Raw genomic sequence first — 22,630 nt, 5'->3', positions numbered from 1 at the left:
GACTGAGTTCTTTAGCGTTCTCTTATGAAGTAGACCAGTCCTGAAGAAGATCTCCCGCAAAGCGCCGTTCGTCTTGACAGGTTTGCAGGCTTCGCTTCACCGTTGTCTCGCCAACCAGGAGCGGAAACATGACAGGCGTCGAGCGAACGTCCACCCGAATTGCCGGTTTCGCCTCGCCGGAAATGGATTTCCAGCTGATGCGTCAACTGGGCGTCGCGACGGCTGGCGGCGGCGCGCCTGGAGAGATCTTCGCCGCGCGGGCGAAAATCATGGACGACAACGCCTTTGCATGGCCGGCCGCGTTCACCGCCCAGGCGGACAGGCTCTCGGATCTCGCCGAAAGCGCCCTGGCGGCCGGTCATGACGTGAGCGCCTGCGGACATCTTCTGCGCGCCTCGAGCTATTACCGGTCAGCGGAATATTTCTCCGATCCGTTCGGTCCGGACGGTCTCGGTTACGGGTTGAAGAGCCGCGACGCCTTCATCAGGGCCGCCTCCCTGACGCCACATGCCGTGAAGCCGGTGGACATACCGTTCGAGGGCAAGATGCTGCCCGGCTATTTCCTCCAGCCGGCAGGCGGCGCGCCGGACGGCCGGACAGTCATCGTGATGACGGGTTTCGACGGAACCGGAGAAGAGCTCTATTTCCAGACCGCCGCCGACGGTCTTGCGCGCGGGTTCAATCTGTTGATCGCCGAGGGCCCGGGACAGGTCGGAACCTTGCGGCGTGATCCGACGATGGTTTTTCGGCCCGACTACGAGGCTCCTATCGCCGCGATTGTCGATTTCTGTCTGGGCGTCGACGCCGTCAATCCGGAGAAACTCGGCCTGTACGGCATCAGTTTTGGCGGTTATTTCACCATTCGTGGCGCGGCTGGCGATCAAAGGATCCGGGCGCTTGTGGCCAATTCGCCGATCATCGACCTTCTCGATTACATGAGCGGCTTCGTCCAGGCGGGCGAGGGCGATGAGGATGAGGATGTCAGCCTCGACGAGGTGGACGACATTCCGGAACAATACATGCCGTCCAGCGTCAAGCTCGGTTTCAAGGCGGCGTGCCGCCGCTTCGGCGTGACGACCTTTTCCGGCTGGTTCGAGAAACTCGAAGCCTATCGGGCCACGGACCGGCTCGCCGATATCGCATGTCCGGTTCTCGGCATGGTTGGAACCGGCGAGGGCGCGGAGGCTCTCGACCAGCACAAGACCTTTTGCGACGCTGTTTCGGGACCAGCCACAAGCCGGATATTCACCGTCGAGGAAGGCGCCGACATGCACTGTCAGCTTGGCAATCTTCCACTCTCCAACGCGATCGTCTATGACTGGCTTGCCGATACTTTAAAAGATTGATGAACCATGCATCACCGCGCCTTCATACGCACGCTTTCCGCCGAACAGCGCCGCAGCCTGACGCTCAAATCGGATTTCCGCGGTTTGCTGGCGTTGACCCTGCACTGGGGCGCGATCGTGGTGGTCGGCTGTCTCATCGCATGGCGCGTTCCCTTCTGGCCGCTACTGTTGCCTGTCCAGGGCGTCCTCATCGTCTTCCTCTTCACGTTGCTGCACGAAACCGTGCATCGCACGGCCTTTGCGTCGCAGTGGATCAATGACTGGGTCGCCCGCATTTGCGGGCTGGCGATCCTGCTGCCGTCGGAGTGGTTTCGCTATTTCCATTTTGCGCATCACCGCCACACGCAGGATCCTGAAAACGATCCCGAACTGGCTGATCCGAAACCCGAAACCGTCGCCCGGTATGTCTTGCACATTTCCGGAATTCCCGTCTGGCGGAGCCAGATAAAGACGCTGTTCCGCCTCGCGCTCGATGGCGGCGACGACAGTTTCACGCCGTCCTCGGGACGGCTGAAAGTGCGCAGGGAAGCACGGACGATGCTGGGTATCTATCTGGCGCTGGCGATCGTCTCGATCTATGTCGGCTCGGCCTTGGCTGTTTATGTCTGGATTGTTCCGATGCTTCTGGGGCAACCCTTTTTGCGGCTTTACCTGCTTGCCGAGCATGGCCGCTGTCCCTTCGTCGCCAATATGCTCGAAAACAGCCGCACGACCTTCACCAATATTGTCGTGCGACAGCTCGCCTGGAATATGCCCTACCATTCCGAACACCACAGCTACCCCGTCGTTCCCTTTTACAAGCTACCGGAACTGCACAGGCTTGTGCGCGACCATCTGAAGACGACAGAGCGGGGCTATCGGCGTTTTCACCAGGCCTATATCGGCGAACTCGAGCGATAGCGCCAGGCGCCGCGGGAACATTCGTTCCTCCGATCCGTTCCTGTTTTAATCCGTAAAAAAGTGAGCAAGGCTATTGCCTTTGCCGATTTCTGGCTCATCCACATGACTCAAACCGGCGCCTATTCTGAAAAAACTTCCGAGCAGTCCGAACCGGCCATCCGCGGTTTTGCCGCGCGCTCCGCCATTTTCGTGGCGCTGGCGTCCCTCGCTTTTCTCTTCTGGTATCTCCGCCAGACGCTTGTCGTCGCCTACGTTTCGGTAGTGATCGCCGTTATTCTGGTCGCCGGCGCCGATGCCTTGAGAAGGGTCCTTCCGATCGATCGGCGCTGGCGGATCCTGGCTACCTGCACACTCATTGTGCTTGGCCTCTTCCTGTTCGGTCTTTTTCTCTGGCCGCAGCTCTCTTTGCAGTATGACTACCTTGTAGATCAATTGGCGGAAGCACTGGACAAGCTGGAACAGACAACCGGCTTCTCGGTGGATGGAACCCTCGGTTTGGATAATGCCTCCGGACCGCTGCCAGATATTCTTGGCAAGGTGATCCCGATGGCCGGAACACTATTGTCAATACTCACCGGCACAGTCCTGGTCCTGCTTGCCGGGACGTTTCTCGCGCTTGACCCTCCGCTCTACCGCGATGGACTGGTGAAGATATTTCCATCCCGTTTGCATGGTGAAATTCGCGATGCGTTCGATCGCACGGGAAAAGGCCTGAAAATGTGGCTTGTCGGCAAGCTCGTCTCCATGGCGATCGTGGGAGTTCTGACGGGTTTGGGCGTCTGGATAATTGGCCTGCCCTCTCCCCTGGCGCTAGGTGCAGTGGCGTTTCTGACGGCGTTCGTCCCGCTCATAGGGCCGCTTTTTGGCGCGGTCCCGGCGCTGGTGCTGGCGCTTGCGGATGATGGCCAGACGCTGTTGTGGACGATTCTCGTCTATATGGCGGTCCAGATGGTGGAATCGAACCTGATCACCCCGCTCATTCAGCGACGGGCGGTGAATGTGCCTCCGGCGCTGTTCATGCTTTCCGTCCTTTGCATGGGCAGTCTCTTTGGAGCCATGGGTGTGGTGCTGGCCGGACCACTGACAGTGACTTTGTTCATTCTCGCGCGTGCGCTCTACATCGAGCGAAAACTGGATGTATCCGACGGGAAGAAGAGTTCCGCCTGAATCGACGCAACTTGCCTGCTGAAAGCCGCCCGGATAAGGGTTGTACCCGTGGACGTGACACTCCTCTTTTCCGTGGTCCAGCAAAACGGGTTCCAATGACCAAAATTCTCAAACGGCTTCTGATCACCGGCGCCGGCGGCGGACTTGGAAAAGTGGCGCGCGAGCGCCTGTCCTATATCGCCGACACGATCAGGGTGTCCGATATCGTCGATCTGGGAGAGGCCGCCCCGCATGAGGAGATCGTCAATTGCGACCTGGCGGATTACGTCGCCGTCAACGATCTGGTGGCCGGATGCGACGGGATTGTCCATTTCGGAGGAATATCCGTCGAGGATAGCTTCTCGAGAATTCTGAAAGCCAATATCGAGGGCGTCTACAACCTCTATGAGGCGGCGCGGAAAAATGGCAGTCCCCGCATTTTCATGGCGAGCTCCAATCACGTCGTCGGCTTTCATCGTCAGGACGAGCGTCTCGACGCGAATGCGCCGTTGAGACCGGACGGTCTCTATGGCGTCTCCAAATGCTTCGCCGAAAACCTGGCCAGCATGTATCACGACAAGTTCGGCGTCGAGACGGCGCTGGTGCGGATCGGCTCCAGCTATCCTGAAGCCACAAACCGGAGGTTCCTGGCGACCTGGCTCAGCTATGACGACCTGATCTCGCTGATCGTTTATGTGTTCGAGGCGCCGAAACTGGGCTGCCCGGTGATTTATGGCGTTTCCGACAACGACACCGTGTGGTGGGACAACAGTTCAGTGCGCTATCTCGGCTGGCGGCCAACGGACAATTCGGCCGTTTTTCGCGATCGCGTCTATGCCGATGAACCGGATCCGGGACCGGATGATCCGGTCGCGATATACCAGGGGGGCAAGTTCACCCAGGACCCGATCATCGAGGATTGACGCCGGTGGCTCGTGGCGCCGACCCGTTTCACGCCTTGCTGATCCTTGGCAGAGAGATGCTCGGCCGAACCTATTGGGGCGGGTAGAGAACGCCACAGGCCAACCTGTCTCCGGCGTCGCCGGACGGCTGCGAGGCATAGTCGTCGGCGCCGGCGTGAAGAATGACGGCCGCGCCGTCAGGTCCGGAGATCGTCGGCGAGGCGTCCGGATCGAGGCTGAAACCGTCCGTGAAATACTCGACCTGTACGATCCCGTCCTCACCGGCATGCAGGTTTGGCAGGTCGCCCGCATGCGGACCATTGCTGTCTTCAACCCCGTGATTCATGCCGCCGGCAAGGTGTCCGCCGGCGGACTTGAAACCTTCATCGGCGTCGCAGACGCCTTTTTCGTGAATGTGGAATCCATGCGCGCCTGCGGGCACGCCTCTGACGTCTATTGTTATGTGCGCCATGCCAGAGGCTGTTTCGGAGACTGTCACAGTGCCGGATACGCCGTTTCCGGAGAGCGTCGCACGGGTGGAGCGCATGTCCTGTGCGAGCGCAGGCATCGCCATCAGCGCAATTGTCGACGCCAGCGCAATCAGTGCTTTCATTTTCTCGTCCTCATTCCTTTTCAAGTCGATCGCCGTTCAAAGCCGGTCATTCTTCATGAATATCTAATGCAGGAGCGTTCTGCGTCCACCAAAGTCGGCGAAACGATCCTGTATGGTCGAAAGTCGTCGCTGTCGGGAACGCCTGCAACAGCCGGAACGTTTCCGGAATTCGAACTGGCAGGAAGGAAAACAATCATGACCGCACCCACGGTGAGCGAACTGGAAAGTCGACTTAACGCACAGCGAAAACTTGTCGTGCATCTCGTCTGGCATCTGGCGCGGACGGCGCCGAATGATGATTTTCTCGACCATATCGTCCAGGATGGCGATCTTCTCGATCAGGAAGAGGATCCGGGCGCCGACCCGACCGGAGCCTTCGCGCAGCAGGCGCGCATGGCCGCCGAGGTCCGCGCAATCGTTGATCAGGTCAGGGCGCGACTGGACGCGGAATCAGCAGATCGCCAGTGACCTTGAACGACCTGATTGACAGTCAGGTCTGTCGCCCATATCGTTATGATCATAACGATATGGGAGGAGTTCATGTCACAGGCGATAGAGTCCGAGCGCAGCCGTTACGACGCTTTGATGGACGTTGTCGAAAGACGCATGACGGTGCGGGCGTTCGACCCGGACTACGTTGTTCCGAAAGACCACTACGAGATGATTCTGGAAGCTGCGCGGCACGCGCCGTCCGGCGCCAACGCCCAGCCCTGGCATTTCATCGTGGTGACGGACCAGGCGCTCAAGAACGAGATCATGGAATATTTCCGGGCCGAGCAGGTCGCCCGCGCAAAGCTGAAGATGAAGTTTCCGACGCCGGATTATCGCGGGCTCGCCACCTCGCCGGGCCTGATCGTTGTCGCCAGCGATTTCCGCTGGACGAAGGCGTTTCCCGTCCTTAATGACGGATCGGATCTCGACAAGATGTACAAGGAGAACGCCGAGCGCATTCTGCTGCAAAGCGTCGCGGCCGCAACCATGTCGGCGCATCTCGCCGCCGCCGCGCTCGGTTACAATGTCTGGTGGGTGACCGCAATCGGCCAGGAAGCGGCGCAGAAGGCCATGAAGCCGTTGCTGGGAATTCCGGAAGAACTCTCCGTGCTCGATATCATGTGCTTTGGCCCCGCCGCCAAGAAACCATACAAGCGCTGGAAGAAGAAACTCGATGAGGTCGTCAACTGGAACCGGTTCGACCAGTCGCATTTCATGACCGACGCGGAAATCGATGAGTGGATCGCTCGCACCCGTCACAAGGTGATGTATCGCGACGAAAGCAATGTCGACTGAAAAAACGGCCGCTACGCCCAATGGCGCTGATGCGGCGTTGTCCGATTACACTCTCGACGGCCAGATAGGCTTTCTGCTGCGTTGCGCCTATCAGCGCGCCAGCGGAAATCTGCTCCGGCGCATTGCGGACCATGGTCTGACCCCGGCGCAGTTCAGCGTCATGGCGCGACTTTATGAGCGCGGATCGATGTCGCAGAACCGGCTTGGTCGGCTGGTGGGCATGGAGCCCGCCAATATTCGCGACGTCGTGCAGCGGTTGAAACGCCGCAGTCTGCTTGAAACCCGGTCGGCGCCGGATGACGCGCGTCGTCTGGTCGTCGATTTTTCAGAGCAGGGCCGGAGCCTGGTCGCGAGGCTCATTCCGCTGGAAATCGAAAGCTCTGCGCAGACGCTCGCGTCGTTGAACCCGGAGGAGCAGCAAACATTGCTGCAGCTTCTTGGACGCCTCGTCGAAACCGATGATCGCTGAATTTGACCGTCAGGCGACCGTGTGGAAGCCGTTGTCCGAATAGACCACCGAGCCCGTCATGGACGCGCCGTCGTCGCTGGCGAGGAATGCCGCAACTTTACCGACGTCCTCGATCGTCACCAGGCGATTTGCGGGCGTGCGGGCCCGAACCTCGTCCAGAAGCGCATCGAAGCGGTCGATGCCCGAAGCGGCGCGGGTTGCGATCGGACCAGCCGAAATTGCGTTCGCCCGAATGCCGTGATCGGCGAGATCCGCCGCCAGATATCGAACGCTGGATTCCAGCGCCGCCTTCACCGGACCCATCAAATTGTAATGTTCGACCACCCTGTCGGCGCCGTAGAAGCTGACAGTCAGCAGGCTGCCGCCGTCCTTCATCAGCGGAATTGCGAGCTTCGCCATGCGCAGGAAAGAATGGCATGACACGTCCATGGCCAGCGCAAAGCCTTCCGGCGAGCTGTTGACGACACTGGTCTGGAGATCTTCGCGCGGCGCAAAGGCGATGGAGTGCAGCAGAAAATCAAGCTGGCCCCAGGTCTGCTCGATCGCGTCGAACACCGTCTCAAGCTGTCCCGGCGATCGCACGTCGCAGGGAACGAAAATCGGGGCTTCCAGAGCCTCGGCGATTGGCGCCACATAGGGCTTCGCCTTCTCGTTCAGATAGGTGACGGCAAGTTCCGCGCCGGCGGCGTGGAACGCCTTTGCGCAACCGGTGGCTATGCTGTGCTGGTTTGCGATGCCGACGACGAGGCCGCGCTTTCCCGCAAGATTGGTCATTCTGCAGCTATCCTTGTGAGTGGGTCCCTGACGCTGACGAGCTTTGCAAGCGCCGCCGACGCAATCCGGGTGACGACGGAATCGGCGCGGCTGGTCAGCACGATCGGCACGCGCGCGCCCAGCACCAGGCCTGCGGCGGTGGCGCCCGTGAAGTAGATCAGTTGCTTGGCCAGCATGTTGCCGGACTCCAGATCCGGCACAAGGAGTATATCCGCCTTGCCGGCGACTGGTGAAACGATGCCCTTTGTTTTGGCGGCGTCCGGGCTGATCGCGTTGTCGAAGGCAAGGGGGCCGTCCACCTTCGCGCCGGTGATTTGACCCCGGGCCGCCATTACGGTCAGCGCAGCGGCGTCGAGCGTCGCCTGCATTTTTTCGTTGACCGTTTCAACGGCGGCCAGCACGGCGACCAGCGGCTCTTCATATCCAAGCCGGAGCAGGAAATCGATCGCATTCTGGCAAATGTCCATCTTGTCGTTGAGATCGGGCTGGATGTTGACTGCGGCGTCGGTGATGACGAGAGGCTTTGCATAGGACGGGACGTCGATCGCGTAGACATGGCTGACGCGCCGCTCGGTGCGAAGCGGCGAACCACGCGCCACAACCGCCGACAGGAGTTCGTCGGTGTGGAGGCTGCCCTTGACCAGCATGCCGACCCGTCCGGTCGACGCCATTTCCACTGCGCGTTCGGCCGCCGCATGGCTGTGCGGCGTGTCCTCGATCACAAGGTGGTCGATTGAAACCTGGGCGGCTTCAGCAGCCGCCTTGATCCTGGCTTCCGGGCCGACGAGCACGGGCTCGAGCAACTTTTGCTCGTAGACTTCGATGGCCGCGATCAACGCCTCCGGAGAACAGGGATGCACGATCGCAGCCGAGACGATGCCGGAGTCGCGGGCCTGCTTCACGTAGCCGTCAAAGCGGTCATGCCGGCGCAGCGAAACATCCGGCAGGGTTGTCCGCGGCCATTCGATGATGGTGTCCGGCGCGATCACGGTGGCGGCTCCCGAAAGCACCTGCTCGCCATCCTGGTTGGTGCATTCGGTATCGAGGATGACGATCCGCTTGCCGTCTTTCTTCTCGCGCACCTTGACCGAAGCCGTCACCGTGTCTCCGGGCGATACAGGCTTCAGAAACTTGAGGTCCTGGCCAAGATAGATGGTGCCAGGTCCTGGCAGTTTCGTTCCGAGCACGGCGGAAATCAGCGCCGCCGTCCACATGCCATGCGCCACGATATGACCGAACAGGTCTGTGGCTGCAAAGGTTGCGTCCAGATGCGCCGGATTGACGTCTCCGGAAACAGCGGCGAAGAGATCGATGTCGTCGCGTCCGACGATGCGAACCATGGAGGCGCTGTCGCCGGGCTGGAGCTCGTCGAAGGTTCGGTTTCTCAGAAATTCCTTGTCCATCGATCCCTCATTGTTGGAAGACATAGACGCCAGGCGCGTCGCAGAGCAGCGCTGAGTCCTCGGCGTCGGGGGACAGCTGTGGCGGTCCAACCCTTTCGCTCGATGAGTGCTCAGTCAACCAGTTGCTCCATGCCTCCCACCAGGAACCTTCTTTACTCGGCGCAGACGCCGCCCATTCTTCAGGACCGAGCAGCGGATCGTCAATGTTTTTTTGTGCAATGCGGTAATGACGATGCGGATGGCCGGGTTCGCTGACGATTCCGGCGTTGTGTCCACCGCTGGTCAGCACGAAGGTGGTTTCTGTATCCGTCAACAGGTGGATCTTGTAGACCGAGCGCCAGGGCGCGACATGGTCCTTTTCCGTGCCGACGACGAACATCGGCAAGCGGATGTTTTCAAGAACGGCCGGGCGGCCGTCCACCATGAAATGGCCGCCGGCCAGCTGATTGTTGATGTAGAGTTTCTCCAGATATTCGGCGTGCATGCGATAGGGCATGCGCGTCGTGTCCGCATTCCAGGCCATCAGATCGATCATCGGCGTGCGCTCGCCCATCATGTAATCCTGCACCAGGTGCGACCAGACGAGATCGTTGCTTCGCAGCATCTGGAAGGCGCCGGCCATCTGGTCGGCGGAGAGATAGCCCCGGTCCCACATCATGCTTTCCAGCAGGTTCATCTGGCTATGATCGATGAAAAGCGCCAGCTCGCCGGGTTCGGTGAAATCGGTCTGGGCCGCGAGCAGCGTCACCGAGGCCAGCCGGTCGTCGCGAACTCTCCCCATCGCCGCGGCTGCAATCGAAAGCAGCGTGCCGCCGAGGCAGTAGCCTGCCGCATGGATCTTGCGTTCCGGCGCAATGACGCTGATCGCGTCGATAGCCGCCATCACGCCCGATTTGCGATAATCCTCCATCGTCAGGTCGCGGTCTTCCTCGTCGGGATTGCGCCAGGAGATGCAGAAGACCGTGTGCCCGCGGCTGACCAGATAACGTACGAGGGAATTTTCCGGAGACAGGTCGAGTATATAGTATTTCATGATCCACGCCGGCACGATCAGGATCGGTTCCGCCAGCACTTCGTCGGTCTGCGGAGCATACTGGATCAGTTCGATAAGGTGATTGCGAAACACCACCTTGCCTGGCGTCACGGCGACGTTCTTTCCCGGAACGAAGTCCTCCGCCCCGACGGGCTTGTCGCTCGCCGCCTGGCGGGCGAAATCCGCCATGTAGTTCTGGAAGCCCTCAACGAGGTTTCGGCCGCTGGTCTCGATCGTTCTGTCAATGACTTTCGGATTGGTGAAAGGGTTGTTGGAGGGAGAAAAAATGTCGAGCATCTGGCGGGTCGCAAACGACACAACCTCCTCGCTGTGGGGACTGACGCCTGGCACCGCGCGCGTGGCGCTGTTCCACCATTGCTGGGTCAGGAGAAAGGCCTGGGTCATCGTGGCGTAGGGCTGTTTGCTCCAGTGGTCGCCGTCAAATCGATGATCTCCGGGTATGGGGGCTGCCCCCCCGGGGGTATCCGGGCTTCCGCTCATCAAATGCTCGCCGAATCGTGCAGCGCCGCGCCATCCCTTCTCTGCAAGTTCCATCCGTTTGCCAGGAGCCGCGGCCAGATGGAGGGACCAGTCGCAGAAGGCAAGCGCGAGGGCCGCAGGCGACAATCCCCCGGTCAGCCGGCCGAGCATGGCTTCCTGCATGCGGTCGATAGTGCGGTAGGATTCGACGCCGGGATCGTCGTCGATCTTCGCGTTAGAATTGGAAGATGTCGGCGATTGGCTCTTATTGACGAAATTCATGAATGTTTGTCCGGTAATTCGCAGGTCGGCGGTGAGAATGTGTGAGGCAGGATGCTGTGCGGGATTTTACACCCGAAACTTAACAGAGGCATGAACCGCCGCCGGATGCAAGGAACGCCGCCAAACAATTGCCTCGAAGCCTTTGTTTCTCAAGCTGCTTCGAATGATGCTTCTGAATCCGTTCGATTCATGGCGATATCCGGGTATGCTCGCCTCATGCGCAGTACGAAAACAATTCATGTTGTTTCCTGTCACGCGGAGGGCGAGGTCGGCGACGTCATTGTCGGGGGCGTCGCCCCGCCGCCGGGCGAGACGCTGTGGGAGCAGCGCAACTGGATCGAGACTGACGGAACCTTGCGCAATTTCGTGCTCAACGAACCGCGCGGCGGCGTCTTTCGCCATGTCAATCTGCTGGTCCCGCCGAAGCATCCGGAGGCGCAGATGGGCTTCATCATCATGGAGCCCGAGGATACGCCTCCCATGTCCGGCTCCAATTCGATATGCGTGTCGACTGTCTTGCTCGACAGCGGCGTCATCGCGATGCGGGAACCGGAAACCCTTCTTACGCTCGAAGCGCCCGGCGGGCTCGTGCGCGTGCGGGCGGAATGCCGCAACGGCAAGGCGGAGCGCATCCACATTCGCAATGTCGCGTCCTTCGCGGGACGGCTCGACGCGCCTCTGGAAGTGGAGCGCCTTCCCACGCTGACAGTCGACACGGCCTATGGAGGAGACAGTTTCGTCGTGGTCGACGCCGCCGCTCTCGGGTTTGGTCTCGTGGCGGACGAGGCGCATCATCTGGCCGATCTCGGCATGCGGATCAGCGACGCCGCCAATGCGCAAATCGGGTTCGAACACCCGGAGCTTCCCGAATGGCGCCATATCTCCTTCTGCCTGTTTGCAGGGCCGCTGACCGAGGGCGCAGACGGTCTTGAGGCGCTGTCAGCCGTCGCCATCCGGCCAGGCAAGATCGACCGGTCTCCCACCGGGACCGCCGTATCCGCCCGTATGGCGCTGCTCTGTGCGCGGGGACAAATGCAGGTCGGAGACCGCTTCACCGCGACCTCGATCCTCGGATCGCATTTCGCCGGCCGCGTTGCGGAAGCCACGACAGTTGGAGCGAGGCCGGCCATCATCCCGGAGATCAGCGGACGCGGCTGGATTACCGGAACCCACCAGCATATGCTTGATCCGGACGACCCCTGGCCGGACGGCTACCGGCTGAGCGACACCTGGGGCCGTTCCTTCGGGAAAAAGCTCTGAAATCGCATCGCGCCATTCACTAAATCAGCATCGAGTTGTAGTGATAATAGGGGCGCAATAGAAAAATAACGGTGTGATGAAGAGCATAGACGCGATTGACCGAAAGATTCTCCGCACACTTCAGCGCGACGGTCGGCTGACCAATATCGAACTGGCGGACCGCGTCAGCCTCTCGCCGACGGCGACGGCGGAGCGGGTCAAGAGATTGCATCGCGACGGCTTTATCGAGGGATACCAGGCGGTTTTGTCGCCAGAGAAACTCGGTCGCCATCTCCTCGTATTCGTGCAGGTCAAGCTCGACCGCACGACGCCGGAGACCTTCGACGCCTTCGCCCGCGCCGTGCAGCGCAGCGACGACGTGATGGAGTGCCACATGGTGGCCGGGGGTTTCGATTATCTGGTCAAGGCGCGGGTCTCGGGCATGGACGCCTACCGCGCGTTCCTGTCAGACGTGATCCTGCCGCTTCCCGGCGTGCGCGAAACGCACACTTACGCCGTCATGGAAGAGGTCAAGAGCAGCAGCTATCTTCCGGTTTGAGCGCATGCAGAACCGGCAAGGCAGTTTACTCACCGACATTCGGCGAATGCCCGGTTGACGTCATCGCAAGGTTGGTGCTAGCTTTTTGAGTGAAAGGCGAATTTCGCCGATTCCGTACTGAGCCAAAACACCTTGGTGCGGGTTTTGCCGGGCCAAAATACCTCGGTTTTGTGGGACATGTTGTTGTCTGCACGGGCTGAGGTCATGCGTCCAAAGGCAGGGTTTCCCCGTTCGTAGTCGTGACACGTCTTACTTCCTGCAAACTTGCTGTGAGGAATGATGACGCTCAGACTGTCAATTGTCGTGGGGAATCCAAAACCGAAATCGCGCACCCTGCAGGTAGCGACGGCGCTGGCCGGCAAACTGTTCGGCTCTCTGTCAAAAGACGCGGATGTAATCGATCTTGCCGACTACCGTGACGTCATCCTGGAATGGCCCAACGAGAAAATGGATGCGGTCAACGCGCGGGTTGCCGACAGCACTGTGGTCATCTTCGCCTCGCCGACCTACAAGGCGACGTATACCGGCCTGCTCAAGGTCTTTCTGGACCGCTATCCGTCAAACGGCCTGTCCGGCGTCGTGGCCATTCCGCTCCTGACAGGCGCGAACGACACCCACGCCATGGGCCCGACAGTCAATCTCTCGCCTCTGCTTGTGGAGCTTGGCGCATTGGTTCCCGGACGCGGGTTCTACTTTGTGATCGACCAGATGGATCGCCTGGACGAAATCGTGCAGGCGGCGGCGGACCAATACGCCGCCAATATCGGCGATCTGACAGCGATCGCAGGATCGCTGAGAGACAATGGCGATCCAGGAGCGCGAAAAGGGTTTTCAGCATGAACAATCTTGAAGCTCAGCACACAATGCACCACGACCCAGCTATAGATTCTCGCGAATTTCGTAGTGCGCTTGGGCTCTACGCCTCCGGGATTACAGTGATTGCCGGACACGATGGGCGCGAAGCGATCGGGTTCACCTGCCAGTCGTTCCACAGCGTCTCGATGGATCCGCCGCTGATCTCCTTCAGCGTCATGAGGTCTTCATCCAGCTATCCCCGAATTCGCGAAACCGGAAAGTTTTCGGTCAATGTGCTGACCCGAAACCAGCAATCGATTTCAAATCAGTTTGCGCGCAAAGGTGTTGACAAGTGGGACGGCGTCGAATGGTCCATGTTGCCGAGCCAGAACCCCGCGATAGATGGCGCGTTGCTGCTTCTGGATTGTAAAATCGCAAACGAACATCGCGCTGGAGACCATTCCATTGTTATAGGTCAAGTAATGAAAATCTATCCCAGCAATCACCAGGAAAAAGAACCTCTTCTTTATTTCAACGGAGAGTACAGACATCTTGGAAGCATGACAGCGACCATGAAATGATAGTTGGCTGGTCAAGCACGGCAAAGCAACTGGATGGTGAGACCCTGGTTTCAAACGGGTAGCCGGATTTGGAGTAGAGGACATGACTGATCCCAAATTTCTCGTCGAGAAGCAGCTATGGGACGCCACGAAGCCCATGTGCCATCTGGTGCAAGCTGGTGACTTCATCTGGCTGTCGGGTGTGGTCGCCTTCGACGAGAATGGAGCAGTTGTCGGCGCAGGCGACATAAAGGCGCAAGCGCGTCAGATTTTTACCAACGTTCGCCGGCGCCTTGGCATGGTCGGGTGTGATCTGAATTCCATAATCAGACTGACCAACTATCTGACAACTCCAATGGAAGACATGACTTTCACGAGACAATACTGGGAAGTGCGAGACGAGTTTTTTGGCAGTCACCGTCCGGCAAGCACTGGCGTGCAGGTGGTGGCGCTCATGCTTCCCGAACTCGTTCTAGAAGTGGATGTCGTCGCCTATGCGCCCGGCGCGCAGATCCGCCCCGACGCCCGCATACTCAATGAAACACATTCCCGCCAAGCCTAAACCGGAAGCTGGCCAGGAATAGCGAGGTCCTTGAAAAATTGGAGACTGAATTGAAGAAGGTGATCGATGTCGGTGTTTTCATACCGGTTGGCAATCATGGCTGGATCCACTCGGTGAATTCGCCGGCGGTCGAAGATGGTTCATTCCGCCGTGTGCTTGAAGTCGTCCGCGGCGCCGAAGCGCTTGGCTTCGATTTTGTGCTGAGCCCGGGCATCTGGCGTGGCCGCAAGGGACCTTCGGAACACTGGATGCGTTCGCTTGAATCGATGACGACGTCAGCGGCCTTGCTGCAAGCGACATCCCGCATCGGTGTCTTCGGGACAATTCACATGACCGTCTATGAACCGGCGATCATAGCCAAGATGATGACGACGCTCGATCAGATATCGCCAGGGCGGGTCGGGCTCAACCTGGTGACCGGATCAAGCTACCTGGATTTGTCCCATGTCGGACTTTGGCGGGACGGATTGAGCCACGACGAACGCTACGATCTCGCCGATGAGTGGATAAAGGTCGTCAAGCGATTGTGGACAGAGGACGTCGTTTCCCACAAAGGCGATTTTTATGAACTGAACGAGGCGACAATGGGCCCCAAGCCGTCCACACTGCCGCCTCTCGCGAACGCCGGAGCATCCGGCCGAGGTTTCCGATTCGCCGCAGAAAACTGCGACATCGCCTTCATCGGGTCGGGAGAAGGCAAATATATTGATATTGGCAGGCAGGCCAAAGCTGTGGCCAGGGACATGGGCAAGACGGATCTTAAAATCTATGGTCTGCTCAATGTGATCCCCGGGGCGACCGACGAAGAAGCCCAGGCCAGGCTCGATCATTTCAACGAAGGCGTGGACGTCGAGTGTCTCGACGATATCGCTCTGGGATACGACATGAATCCCAACGCGAAGGATGTGAGCGCCGCATCGAAACGGATGGCCGGCGAGGGAAAGAGGACCGCAGTTCCTTCCAGTACGCTCGTCGGCTCCTATGACTCGCTATGCCGGCGCATCGCCAACATCGTTTCCGAAAGTGAATTGGATGGCGTGATCCTGATCGTGCCTGACTACGTAGAGGATCTCAAGGCCGTTGCGGAAAAGGTATTGTCGCCGATGTCGGAATACGGTGTGACGTGCAGGGTAACTGCGCAATGACTTTGAAACTGTCTATTGTTGTCGGAAACCCCAAGCCCCGATCGCGTACTCTCAAGGTCGCCAAAACTCTGGCCACGGAGTTATTCGGCCCCTTGTCACAGGGCGCCGAAGTAATCGATCTCGCTGACTACCGGGACGAGATCCTCGAATGGCCAAGCGCAAAGATGGACGCGGTCAACGCCCGTGTCGCTGACAGTGACCTGGTGATCTTCGCGTCTCCAACCTACAAGGCGACCTATTCCGGACTGCTAAAGGTATTCTTGGACCGGTATCCGGCGAACGGACTCTCGGGCTTGGTTGCGATCCCGCTTTTGACCGGCGCAGATCACGCCCACGCGATGGGCCCCACGGTCAATCTGGCGCCGCTTCTGGTCGAACTCGGAGCGGTTATACCGGGTCGCGGCTTCTACTTCGTTATTGGCCAGATGGATCGCATGGAAGAGATCGTGAAAGACGCAGCCGAACAATACGCCGCTGATCTGAGACGCGTTGCCGCTGTTGCGGAAATGTTGCCACAACTGCGTGGTCTGCAGAAGGGGATGCAGCATTGAGCGCCATGAACGGATCGCGCGCACGGCCGCCGAAATCACTCGGATATGCGTCCCTTGGTCTGCTGAATTGCATCTTCGAGCTTGAAATGGCGGCCGGACTTTCGGGCAGGGCAATTGCCGGCAGAAGGCTCGCAACCCAATAATGTGGAATCCGCGGTGATATCGATAACCAATCTCAACAAGACTTACGCCACCCTGGAAGGCGAGCCGATCTATGCGCTGTCTGACGTCAATCTGGAAATAGCTCAGGGCGAGTTTGTGACCGTGGTCGGGCCGAGTGGATGCGGGAAGACGACACTGCTCAAGATGCTGGCTGGCATACTGGAAAAATCTTCCGGCAGCATTCTTGTGAATGGGAGCCCGATCGACGGTCCCAGCAGGAAACTGGGAGTCGTCTTTCAGGAACCGCTGTTGCTGCCCTGGCGCAATATTTTTCAGAACGTGATGGTGCCGGTCGAAATACAGGGGCTGGACCGGGACAGATTCTCATTGGCCGCGAAGCAATTGCTGAAGTTGGTCGGCCTCGACGGGTTCGGTCAGAAATATCCCAAGGAGCTTTCGGGCGGCATGCAGCAACGCGTGGGAATAGCCCGCGCCCTCGTGCACGATCCTGACTTTCTCCTCATGGACGAACCCTTTGGGGCGCTCGACGCCATGACCCGGGAGCAGATGAATCTGGAACTGCTCGACATCTGGGCTGAAAAAAAGAAGACAATACTCCTGATCACGCACAGCATCGCCGAGGCGGTTTTTCTCGCCGATCGCATCGTCGTCATGAGCCCGAGGCCCGGACGGATCACCGAGATAATCGATGTCGATCTGCCGCGGCCGCGCGACATCGATATCATCAACTCGGATCTGTTCGGAGAATACGTCAGGCGGGTGCGCGGTCATTTCGGCGCCCGGGGGGTGGACTCATGACACAAGACGTTCGCCAACCGGGTCGAAAATCCAGGAAAATCGGTTACAGCCATGAGACCGGGCTCTCGGTTCTCCTGTTCGCTGTACTGATCATCGCCTGGGAAGCCATCGTTCGTGGATTTGGCATTCCTAGCCTGATCATCCCGACTCCATCGGCCGTCGCTGCGTCCCTCGTGAAGAACCTCGGGACACAGAGCTTCTACTACCATATTGGCGTTACGCTGTGGGAAATCCTCGCCGGTTTCGTGGTCGGTGCGCTGATCGGTCTGGTTATCGGGGTGACGATCGGACAGTGGAAGCTGCTGGAGAAGATCGTCTATCCCTATGTCGTGGCGCTTCAGACGGTGCCGAAAGTGGCGATCGCGCCAATGATCATCATCTGGTTCGGCTACGGCTTGATGTCGAAGGTCGTCATCACGGCCTTGATTGTGTTTTTTCCGGTTGTCGTCAACTGCATCGCCGGGATGAATGCGGCCTCCCGTCAGCAAATCGAAATGTTGCAGTCTTTCACCGCCACTCGATGGCAAATATTTCGCATGGTTAAACTGCAAACGGCGCTGCCTTATATTTTTGCAGGGTTGGATATAGGTGTAGTTCTTGCTGTCATTGGCGCAATAGTTGGAGAATTTATCGGCTCTCAGGCTGGTCTAGGCAATTTGCTTCTACAGAAAAACTTTTCAATGGATACTGCAGGCAGTTTCGCAATCATATTTGTACTTTCTGCAATTGGAATAATTCTACACAGGATTATTCATGTTCTGAGGAATATTACGATTTTTTGGGCGGAGCGGGAGGGAGTGCTTGCCAATGAGGCAACGTGAAAAATCAACCAAACTGGAAAGAAAGAAGGGGAATTGCATGCATACCAGAACCATCGTGAAATCGTTGAGGGCAGGGGTGATCGCGCTCGCGACGCTATCCGCCATTCCAGCCGCCGTGGACGCGTTCGCACAGGACGATCTGCAGAAAGTGAAGATCGCCGTCAGCGGCACCAACTTCCTTGACATCAGCTACTTCTCGCTGCTTCTGCCGGGGCCGCTCGGCTACTGGGAAGAGGAAGGCTACGAAGCTGATGTTTTCCCGATCAGCGGGTCATCCGAAGCAGCCCAACAACTCGCCGTAAACAATATCGATTTCGGTCAGATGTCCGCCTCGGTCATCATTCAGGCCAATAGCCAGCACAATATCCCGTTGCGGTCCTTGATAACCAACTTTTCCCTTGGATGGGGCATTGCCGTAAAATCGGACGGTCCGATTAAAACCGCCCAGGATCTGAAGGGCAAGAAGATCGGCGTGGTCACGGTTTCCGGCAACAGCGTGCTTCTTGCGAAGGCTTTCGCACGGGATAACGGTCTTGATCCCGACGATCTGACGCTTGTCGCGACCGGGGTAGGCGCACAGCCTTTGATCGCTCTGCAGAATGACCAGGTCCAGGGGCTGATGTACTGGTCATCCGCTCTTGTGGGTTTCCAGAACAGAGACCCCGATTTGACCATATTGAAAGATCCGAAATGGGCGACTCTGCCCGATTATTCCTTTGCGACCAGCCAGAGGAAAATCGATGAGGATCCTGAAATGGTGACCGGCGTCAGCCGTGGCATCGCCAAGGCCATGGTGTTCGCTGCGGCAAACCCCGACTGCGCCCGGCAGGCGGTGTGGAAATTCTATCCGGATTCAAAACCGTCCGGCGTCGACGAAGAAACGGCCGCGGCCAACGATCTCGCCATGATTTCCGTATTGCTGAGGGACCAGGAAAACGCCGTTGCGCTCAATCCCGAAGGCGTCGTGGCCGGCGTCAGCGTTGACGCAATGGGCGACTATCAGGATTTCCTTCTCGAGGCCGGCATCCTGTCGAACGAAATCGATCCGGAAACGGTCGTCATTCCGGGAGGAATTGAATTCTGGAAAGACATAAATGATTTTGACAAGGCCGCGATCGAAGCCGACGCCAAAGCCTGCAACATCTGAAGAAAGCCTGGACTGCCGCTGGAAACAGCGGCGGTCTTCCCATTATTGCTTTATCGTTTGAGACGGACGTTTCTGTCCGAAAGCCGCCGGTTCTGTCCGTTGTGAGCGCCGCTACGCCACGGTGCTTTGCTTTTGCAGGAGCTTGCGTTTCCTGGCGTAGAATTCCTGTTTCTGCTCGAACATCTTCAGATCGGCCCTGCGGACCACGGATTCCATGGATTCGCCGACTTCGCTTACGGCTGCGCCCAGCGAAACCTCGATACGGGCTTCGGAGTAGAACTGGTTGTTGGTTTTCAAAAGCTTCTGGAAGTCATCGATCATGACATTGATCTCCATCCAGCCACAGCCCGGCATGAGGATGACGAACTCGTCGCCGCCGATTCTGGCCGCGCAGTTGGGCTTGGAGACGGTGGCGTTCATGACTTCGCCTACCCGGCGCAGCAGATTGTCGCCGGCGTCGTGTCCGAGTGAGTCATTGGTTTCCTTCAGGCCGTTCATGTCGATGATGATGACGCCCACCGGCCGCAACTGCTTGCGCTCGAGCCGGTTGAGCTCCTCGGTGTAGAACGCCCTGTTGTAGAGTTTCGTCAGCACATCGTGCTTTCCGAGATATTCGAGATAGGCCTCGGCTTTCTTGCGCGCCGTGATGTCGGTCAGCGAAACGAGCACCAGAGACCAGTCGTTCTCGTGTCCCGGAAAGACGGAAAACTGCAGCAGCACGTGGCGTTCGGACCCGTCGAGCGCATAGTTCACCACTTCACGACTGTGCTGGAGCCTGCCTTCCCACAGTTCGATCAGCTGTTCGCGGAAGCACTTTTCCATGTCATCGCGGAAAATCTCCTGCTGACGATGGAGCAAGGTGCGGCGATCTGGAGCCCTGAACAGGTCGAGCGTGGCGTTGTTGACCTCGATGACGCGGATCTCGCTCATGCATTGACGTACGAATTCCGGATGAACGTCGGTGAATACCCGCAGATCGGTGATGCCGCGGTCGCGGATGCTTTCAAGGAGAACCTTGATTGCGCTGAAATTCTCGACCCAGAGCGAAACCGGCGAATGTTCGAAAATGCCTTCCGAGTAGCGGCGCTGGGCTTGCTCCCGCCGCCGGTGTTCTTCGCGCTCGGTGACGTCTGAAGTCGTCAGAAGCAGGCGCTCGAGCGTTTCTTCATGACCAGGCAGAACCGAACCGTGGAGCTGGATATCAAGGCGCTTCCCGCTCAGCGTGTAATTGACGGCGTTGCTTGAAAATTCCAGTTTTCCGTCCCAGAGCTGCGCCAGTTCCTCGATATGAGTGGTCAGCATTTCGTCGCGGAACACGGAATCCAGATTGGCGACGAGGTGCTCCATGTCCTCTGCCTCGAAGAGTTCGAGCGTTCTGCGGTTGACCTGAAGCACGCGGATGGCCTGCGAGCAGGCTGCGACGCGATCCGGGTCGCTCCTGAGATACGACCGGAGATCCGTGACCCCCTCGGCGCGCCAGCGATCGAAGAGAGCTTTGACCCCGCTGAAATCCTCGACCCACATGGCGATGGGCGCGAGTTCGAAAATTTGCTCATTGTCGAAAACAGTATTCACTTCGTTCGCTCGATGCAGTGGGGCTACAGTTGGTCGTGGTGTTGAATGTTCGGCCTGAAAGTTGTTTTGCAGGCAAATTTTCCACCGGTTGTTTCAAAAACATGCTTTGTATAGTTCTTTCTAAGATAAATATCTTAAAAAAACTGTACAAGCCAAGCCATAAGGCGCGGCTTAATGTTAATAAATCTCTGGTTGTGGTAATCATGCCGCGCTCGGCGGTTGCTAATCTGGTTAAATGATCAGTCCCGACGGCGCAATGCGCCGTAAATTCCACTCCAAAGCGGATTGAAATTTCGGGCAAGGCGACTGGTCCTGCCGTTGTCGAAAGGGCCTGAAACGCAAGTTCCCGAAGGCGGCTTGAACATCATATGCCCCCCCGGCAACAGGTCGGCGGCTACTGCTCAGTCAGTCGACCAATATTGTCAGGGGGCCTTTCACGCAATCGGCAAAACGCGTTCCACCGGCTTCGCGATCGCGTTTGACAGCCATGGCGCAATTCATTATTTGGTCAACCAACCAATTTGTGAACGGCCGGGGAGAAGGACATGCGGGTCGTCATAACGGGAGCCGGCGGTTTCGTCGGATCCGCTCTTGTGGAGCGGCTGGCGACCAGCGGCGGGCTTTCACCGGACAAACCGGGGATTACCGAACTCGTTGCTGTCGATTCCGTAGTTTCCGGCGCACCCGAAGGGGTCATGGTGCTGGAAGGCGACATTCGCGATGCGTCGGTGCAGCAGAGCATTGTCGAAAAGCCCTGCGATGTGATCTTTCATCTGGCCGCCGTGCCTGGCGGCGCCGCAGCGCGCGATTACGATCTCGGCTGGTCCGTCAATGTAGAAGCGACGGCCGCCCTGTTCGCCGCTGTCGCCGCGCAAGACAGTCCGGCGCGACTGGTGTTTTCGTCGAGTATCGGCGTGTTTGGCGTGCCTCTGCCGAGGGACAGGGTCGACGACGCGACGCTGCCGCTGCCCACCATGAGCTACGGCGCCCAGAAACTGATGATGGAATACTTGCTTGCAGACTTTGCACGGCGGGAACTTGTCGACGGTGTTGCGGTGCGCCTTCCGGGAATCATTGCCCGGCCGCGCCAGCCCGGCGGGCATCTTTCAGCCTACATGAGCGACATTCTGCATGCGCTTGCTGCCGGGAAAACCTTTACCTGTCCGGTGTCACGTACGGCGGCGTCATGGTTCATGTCGCGGCGTCGCTGTGTGGACAATCTTGTCCACGCGGCGACAGTTTCTGGCGAGGCGCTCGGCGGTCGCCGCGGTTTCAATCTGCCGGCGCTGCATCTTACAATGGATGAACTGATCGAAGGCGTGGTCGAACATTTCGGCCCTTCGGTGCGCGATCTGGTCCGTTACGAACCGGATGCGGCGCTGGTAGCGCAGTTCGGCGCCTACCCGCCGATCGAGACGCCGATCGCCGACGCCGCCGGTTTTGTCCATGACGGCGCTGCAGCCGACCTGGTGTCGCGCGCGCTCGATCTGGAATCCACCAATACGGCGAATACGGGAGCAGTCGCATGAACAGACCAGTCAGACGAGTCGTCACGGGGCATGACGAGAACGGCAAGGCGATCGTGCTGACGGATGGTGATCCGCCGGTGGTGACGACCAGCCCGATGCAGGAGGGGCTCGCCTTCTTCGAAATCTGGAACACCAGCGAAACGCCGACAACAATCCTTCCGGAATTCGACGAACCGACCCTTCTGCACAATGGAACGGCGCCGCCAAAGAACGGAACGGTGATCCGCATCGTTGACATGCCGCCGGAAGGCCCCGATGGACCGCAACTCGACAAGGAGCAGGCAAAGAAGCTGTTCTCGGCAGTGGGGCTCGAAGAAAACGCCGAGCACCACAAGGCTGGCCGTCACCCGCTCATGCACAGAACCGAATCGATCGATTACGGCATCGTGTTGTCCGGTGAGATCTTTCTGCTGCTGGACGACAGTGAAGTGCATCTCAAGCAGGGAGACGTCGTCGTCCAGCGCGGCACCATTCATGCCTGGACAAACCGCACGGACGAGATTTGCCGCATGGCCTTCATATTGACCGATGGTGAATTCGATCCCAATCTTGCCGAGACGTTTCAACAGCAAGATTGACGGGAGAGACGCA

At 58.7% G+C, this 22,630-nt stretch carries 24 protein-coding genes; 19 read left to right on the top strand and 5 right to left on the bottom strand.

Going from position 1 to position 22,630, the window contains the following annotated elements; all coding sequences use genetic code 11:
- Positions 1-128 precede the first annotated feature (128 nt).
- From K1W69_RS10525 to K1W69_RS10510, 4 genes are all read left to right on the top strand, one after another.
- Positions 129-1,346, top strand: coding sequence for a prolyl oligopeptidase family serine peptidase (locus K1W69_RS10525; RefSeq protein WP_220228309.1), 1,218 nt, complete (start codon positions 129-131; stop codon positions 1,344-1,346).
- A 6-nt stretch (positions 1,347-1,352) separates the two neighbouring features.
- Positions 1,353-2,246 (top strand): fatty acid desaturase family protein, encoded by an 894-nt coding sequence (locus K1W69_RS10520; RefSeq protein WP_220228308.1) that lies wholly within the window; start codon positions 1,353-1,355, stop codon positions 2,244-2,246.
- Positions 2,247-2,306: 60 nt separating this feature from the next.
- Positions 2,307-3,413 (top strand): AI-2E family transporter, encoded by a 1,107-nt coding sequence (locus tag K1W69_RS10515; protein WP_220228307.1) that lies wholly within the window; start codon positions 2,307-2,309, stop codon positions 3,411-3,413.
- A 95-nt stretch (positions 3,414-3,508) separates the two neighbouring features.
- Complete coding sequence (locus K1W69_RS10510; protein WP_220228306.1) at positions 3,509-4,315, top strand: NAD-dependent epimerase/dehydratase family protein; 807 nt, start codon at positions 3,509-3,511, stop codon at positions 4,313-4,315.
- 70 nt (positions 4,316-4,385) lie between these two features.
- Here K1W69_RS10510 and K1W69_RS10505 read toward each other — a convergent pair whose 3' ends face one another.
- Positions 4,386-4,907 (bottom strand): superoxide dismutase family protein, encoded by a 522-nt coding sequence (locus K1W69_RS10505; protein WP_220228305.1) that lies wholly within the window; start codon positions 4,905-4,907, stop codon positions 4,386-4,388.
- Between the two features lie 195 nt (positions 4,908-5,102).
- Here K1W69_RS10505 and K1W69_RS10500 point away from each other — a divergent pair, with 195 nt between their 5' ends.
- From K1W69_RS10500 to K1W69_RS10490, 3 genes are all read left to right on the top strand, one after another.
- Complete coding sequence (locus K1W69_RS10500) at positions 5,103-5,375, top strand: hypothetical protein (protein WP_220228304.1); 273 nt, start codon at positions 5,103-5,105, stop codon at positions 5,373-5,375.
- A gap of 72 nt (positions 5,376-5,447) precedes the next feature.
- The gene (locus K1W69_RS10495) at positions 5,448-6,194 is read left to right on the top strand and encodes a nitroreductase family protein (RefSeq protein WP_220228303.1); all 747 of its coding nucleotides are present in this window, start codon (positions 5,448-5,450) and stop codon (positions 6,192-6,194) included.
- Positions 6,184-6,663: a MarR family winged helix-turn-helix transcriptional regulator gene (locus K1W69_RS10490; protein ID WP_220228302.1), complete on the top strand. Its 480-nt coding sequence runs from the start codon at positions 6,184-6,186 to the stop codon at positions 6,661-6,663. Before K1W69_RS10495 ends, K1W69_RS10490 begins: the two co-directional genes overlap by 11 nt.
- A 9-nt stretch (positions 6,664-6,672) precedes the next feature.
- Here the strand turns inward: K1W69_RS10490 and fabI are convergent, their stop codons facing one another.
- From fabI to K1W69_RS10475, 3 genes are read right to left on the bottom strand one after another with little or no spacing between them, the layout of a single operon-like run.
- Complete coding sequence (gene fabI / locus K1W69_RS10485; RefSeq protein WP_220228301.1) at positions 6,673-7,437, bottom strand: enoyl-ACP reductase FabI; 765 nt, start codon at positions 7,435-7,437, stop codon at positions 6,673-6,675.
- Positions 7,434-8,840, bottom strand: coding sequence for a bifunctional enoyl-CoA hydratase/phosphate acetyltransferase (locus K1W69_RS10480; RefSeq protein WP_220228300.1), 1,407 nt, complete (start codon positions 8,838-8,840; stop codon positions 7,434-7,436). Before K1W69_RS10480 ends, fabI begins: the two co-directional genes overlap by 4 nt.
- A 7-nt stretch (positions 8,841-8,847) precedes the next feature.
- On the bottom strand, positions 8,848-10,635 hold the full coding sequence (locus tag K1W69_RS10475; RefSeq protein ID WP_220228299.1) for a PHA/PHB synthase family protein: 1,788 nt from the start codon (positions 10,633-10,635) through the stop codon (positions 8,848-8,850).
- A 216-nt stretch (positions 10,636-10,851) separates the two neighbouring features.
- Here K1W69_RS10475 and K1W69_RS10470 point away from each other — a divergent pair, with 216 nt between their 5' ends.
- From K1W69_RS10470 to K1W69_RS10425, 10 genes are all read left to right on the top strand, one after another.
- Complete coding sequence (locus K1W69_RS10470) at positions 10,852-11,895, top strand: trans-3-hydroxy-L-proline dehydratase (protein WP_220228298.1); 1,044 nt, start codon at positions 10,852-10,854, stop codon at positions 11,893-11,895.
- A 76-nt stretch (positions 11,896-11,971) separates the two neighbouring features.
- Complete coding sequence (locus K1W69_RS10465) at positions 11,972-12,433, top strand: Lrp/AsnC ligand binding domain-containing protein (protein ID WP_220228297.1); 462 nt, start codon at positions 11,972-11,974, stop codon at positions 12,431-12,433.
- 279 nt (positions 12,434-12,712) lie between these two features.
- Complete coding sequence (locus K1W69_RS10460; RefSeq protein WP_220228296.1) at positions 12,713-13,273, top strand: NADPH-dependent FMN reductase; 561 nt, start codon at positions 12,713-12,715, stop codon at positions 13,271-13,273.
- Positions 13,270-13,809, top strand: coding sequence for a flavin reductase family protein (locus K1W69_RS10455; protein ID WP_220228295.1), 540 nt, complete (start codon positions 13,270-13,272; stop codon positions 13,807-13,809). Before K1W69_RS10460 ends, K1W69_RS10455 begins: the two co-directional genes overlap by 4 nt.
- 82 nt (positions 13,810-13,891) lie before the next feature.
- Positions 13,892-14,350 carry a RidA family protein gene (locus tag K1W69_RS10450; RefSeq protein WP_220228294.1) on the top strand — a complete coding sequence of 153 codons (459 nt, stop codon included), beginning with the start codon at positions 13,892-13,894 and terminating at the stop codon, positions 14,348-14,350.
- Between the two features lie 59 nt (positions 14,351-14,409).
- Positions 14,410-15,495, top strand: coding sequence for an LLM class flavin-dependent oxidoreductase (locus K1W69_RS10445; RefSeq protein WP_370688255.1), 1,086 nt, complete (start codon positions 14,410-14,412; stop codon positions 15,493-15,495).
- The gene (locus K1W69_RS10440) at positions 15,492-16,046 is read left to right on the top strand and encodes an NADPH-dependent FMN reductase (protein WP_220228292.1); all 555 of its coding nucleotides are present in this window, start codon (positions 15,492-15,494) and stop codon (positions 16,044-16,046) included. The genes K1W69_RS10445 and K1W69_RS10440 overlap by 4 nt, the downstream gene beginning before the upstream one ends.
- Before the next feature lie 156 nt (positions 16,047-16,202).
- A complete protein-coding gene (locus tag K1W69_RS10435) occupies positions 16,203-16,967 on the top strand; it encodes an ABC transporter ATP-binding protein (RefSeq protein ID WP_370688230.1) in 765 nt (254 codons plus the stop codon).
- The gene (locus tag K1W69_RS10430) at positions 16,964-17,788 is read left to right on the top strand and encodes an ABC transporter permease (protein ID WP_220228291.1); all 825 of its coding nucleotides are present in this window, start codon (positions 16,964-16,966) and stop codon (positions 17,786-17,788) included. The genes K1W69_RS10435 and K1W69_RS10430 overlap by 4 nt, the downstream gene beginning before the upstream one ends.
- A gap of 37 nt (positions 17,789-17,825) precedes the next feature.
- Complete coding sequence (locus tag K1W69_RS10425; protein ID WP_220228290.1) at positions 17,826-18,935, top strand: ABC transporter substrate-binding protein; 1,110 nt, start codon at positions 17,826-17,828, stop codon at positions 18,933-18,935.
- Positions 18,936-19,046: 111 nt separating this feature from the next.
- Here the strand turns inward: K1W69_RS10425 and K1W69_RS10420 are convergent, their stop codons facing one another.
- Positions 19,047-20,459 (bottom strand): sensor domain-containing diguanylate cyclase, encoded by a 1,413-nt coding sequence (locus K1W69_RS10420; RefSeq protein ID WP_370688254.1) that lies wholly within the window; start codon positions 20,457-20,459, stop codon positions 19,047-19,049.
- A gap of 596 nt (positions 20,460-21,055) precedes the next feature.
- On the opposite strand from K1W69_RS10420, the gene K1W69_RS10415 reads away from it, so the two are divergent.
- Entirely contained in the window at positions 21,056-22,039 is a 984-nt protein-coding gene (locus tag K1W69_RS10415) for an NAD-dependent epimerase/dehydratase family protein (RefSeq protein WP_220228289.1), read from the top strand.
- Entirely contained in the window at positions 22,036-22,617 is a 582-nt protein-coding gene (locus K1W69_RS10410; RefSeq protein ID WP_258570981.1) for a cupin domain-containing protein, read from the top strand. The genes K1W69_RS10415 and K1W69_RS10410 overlap by 4 nt, the downstream gene beginning before the upstream one ends.
- Positions 22,618-22,630: the final 13 nt, after the last annotated feature.

The sequence above is a fragment of the Flavimaribacter sediminis genome (assembly GCF_019492055.1).
Lineage (GTDB): Bacteria > Pseudomonadota > Alphaproteobacteria > Rhizobiales > Rhizobiaceae > Flavimaribacter > Flavimaribacter sediminis.
This window is presented reverse-complemented; position numbering and strand designations above follow the sequence as displayed.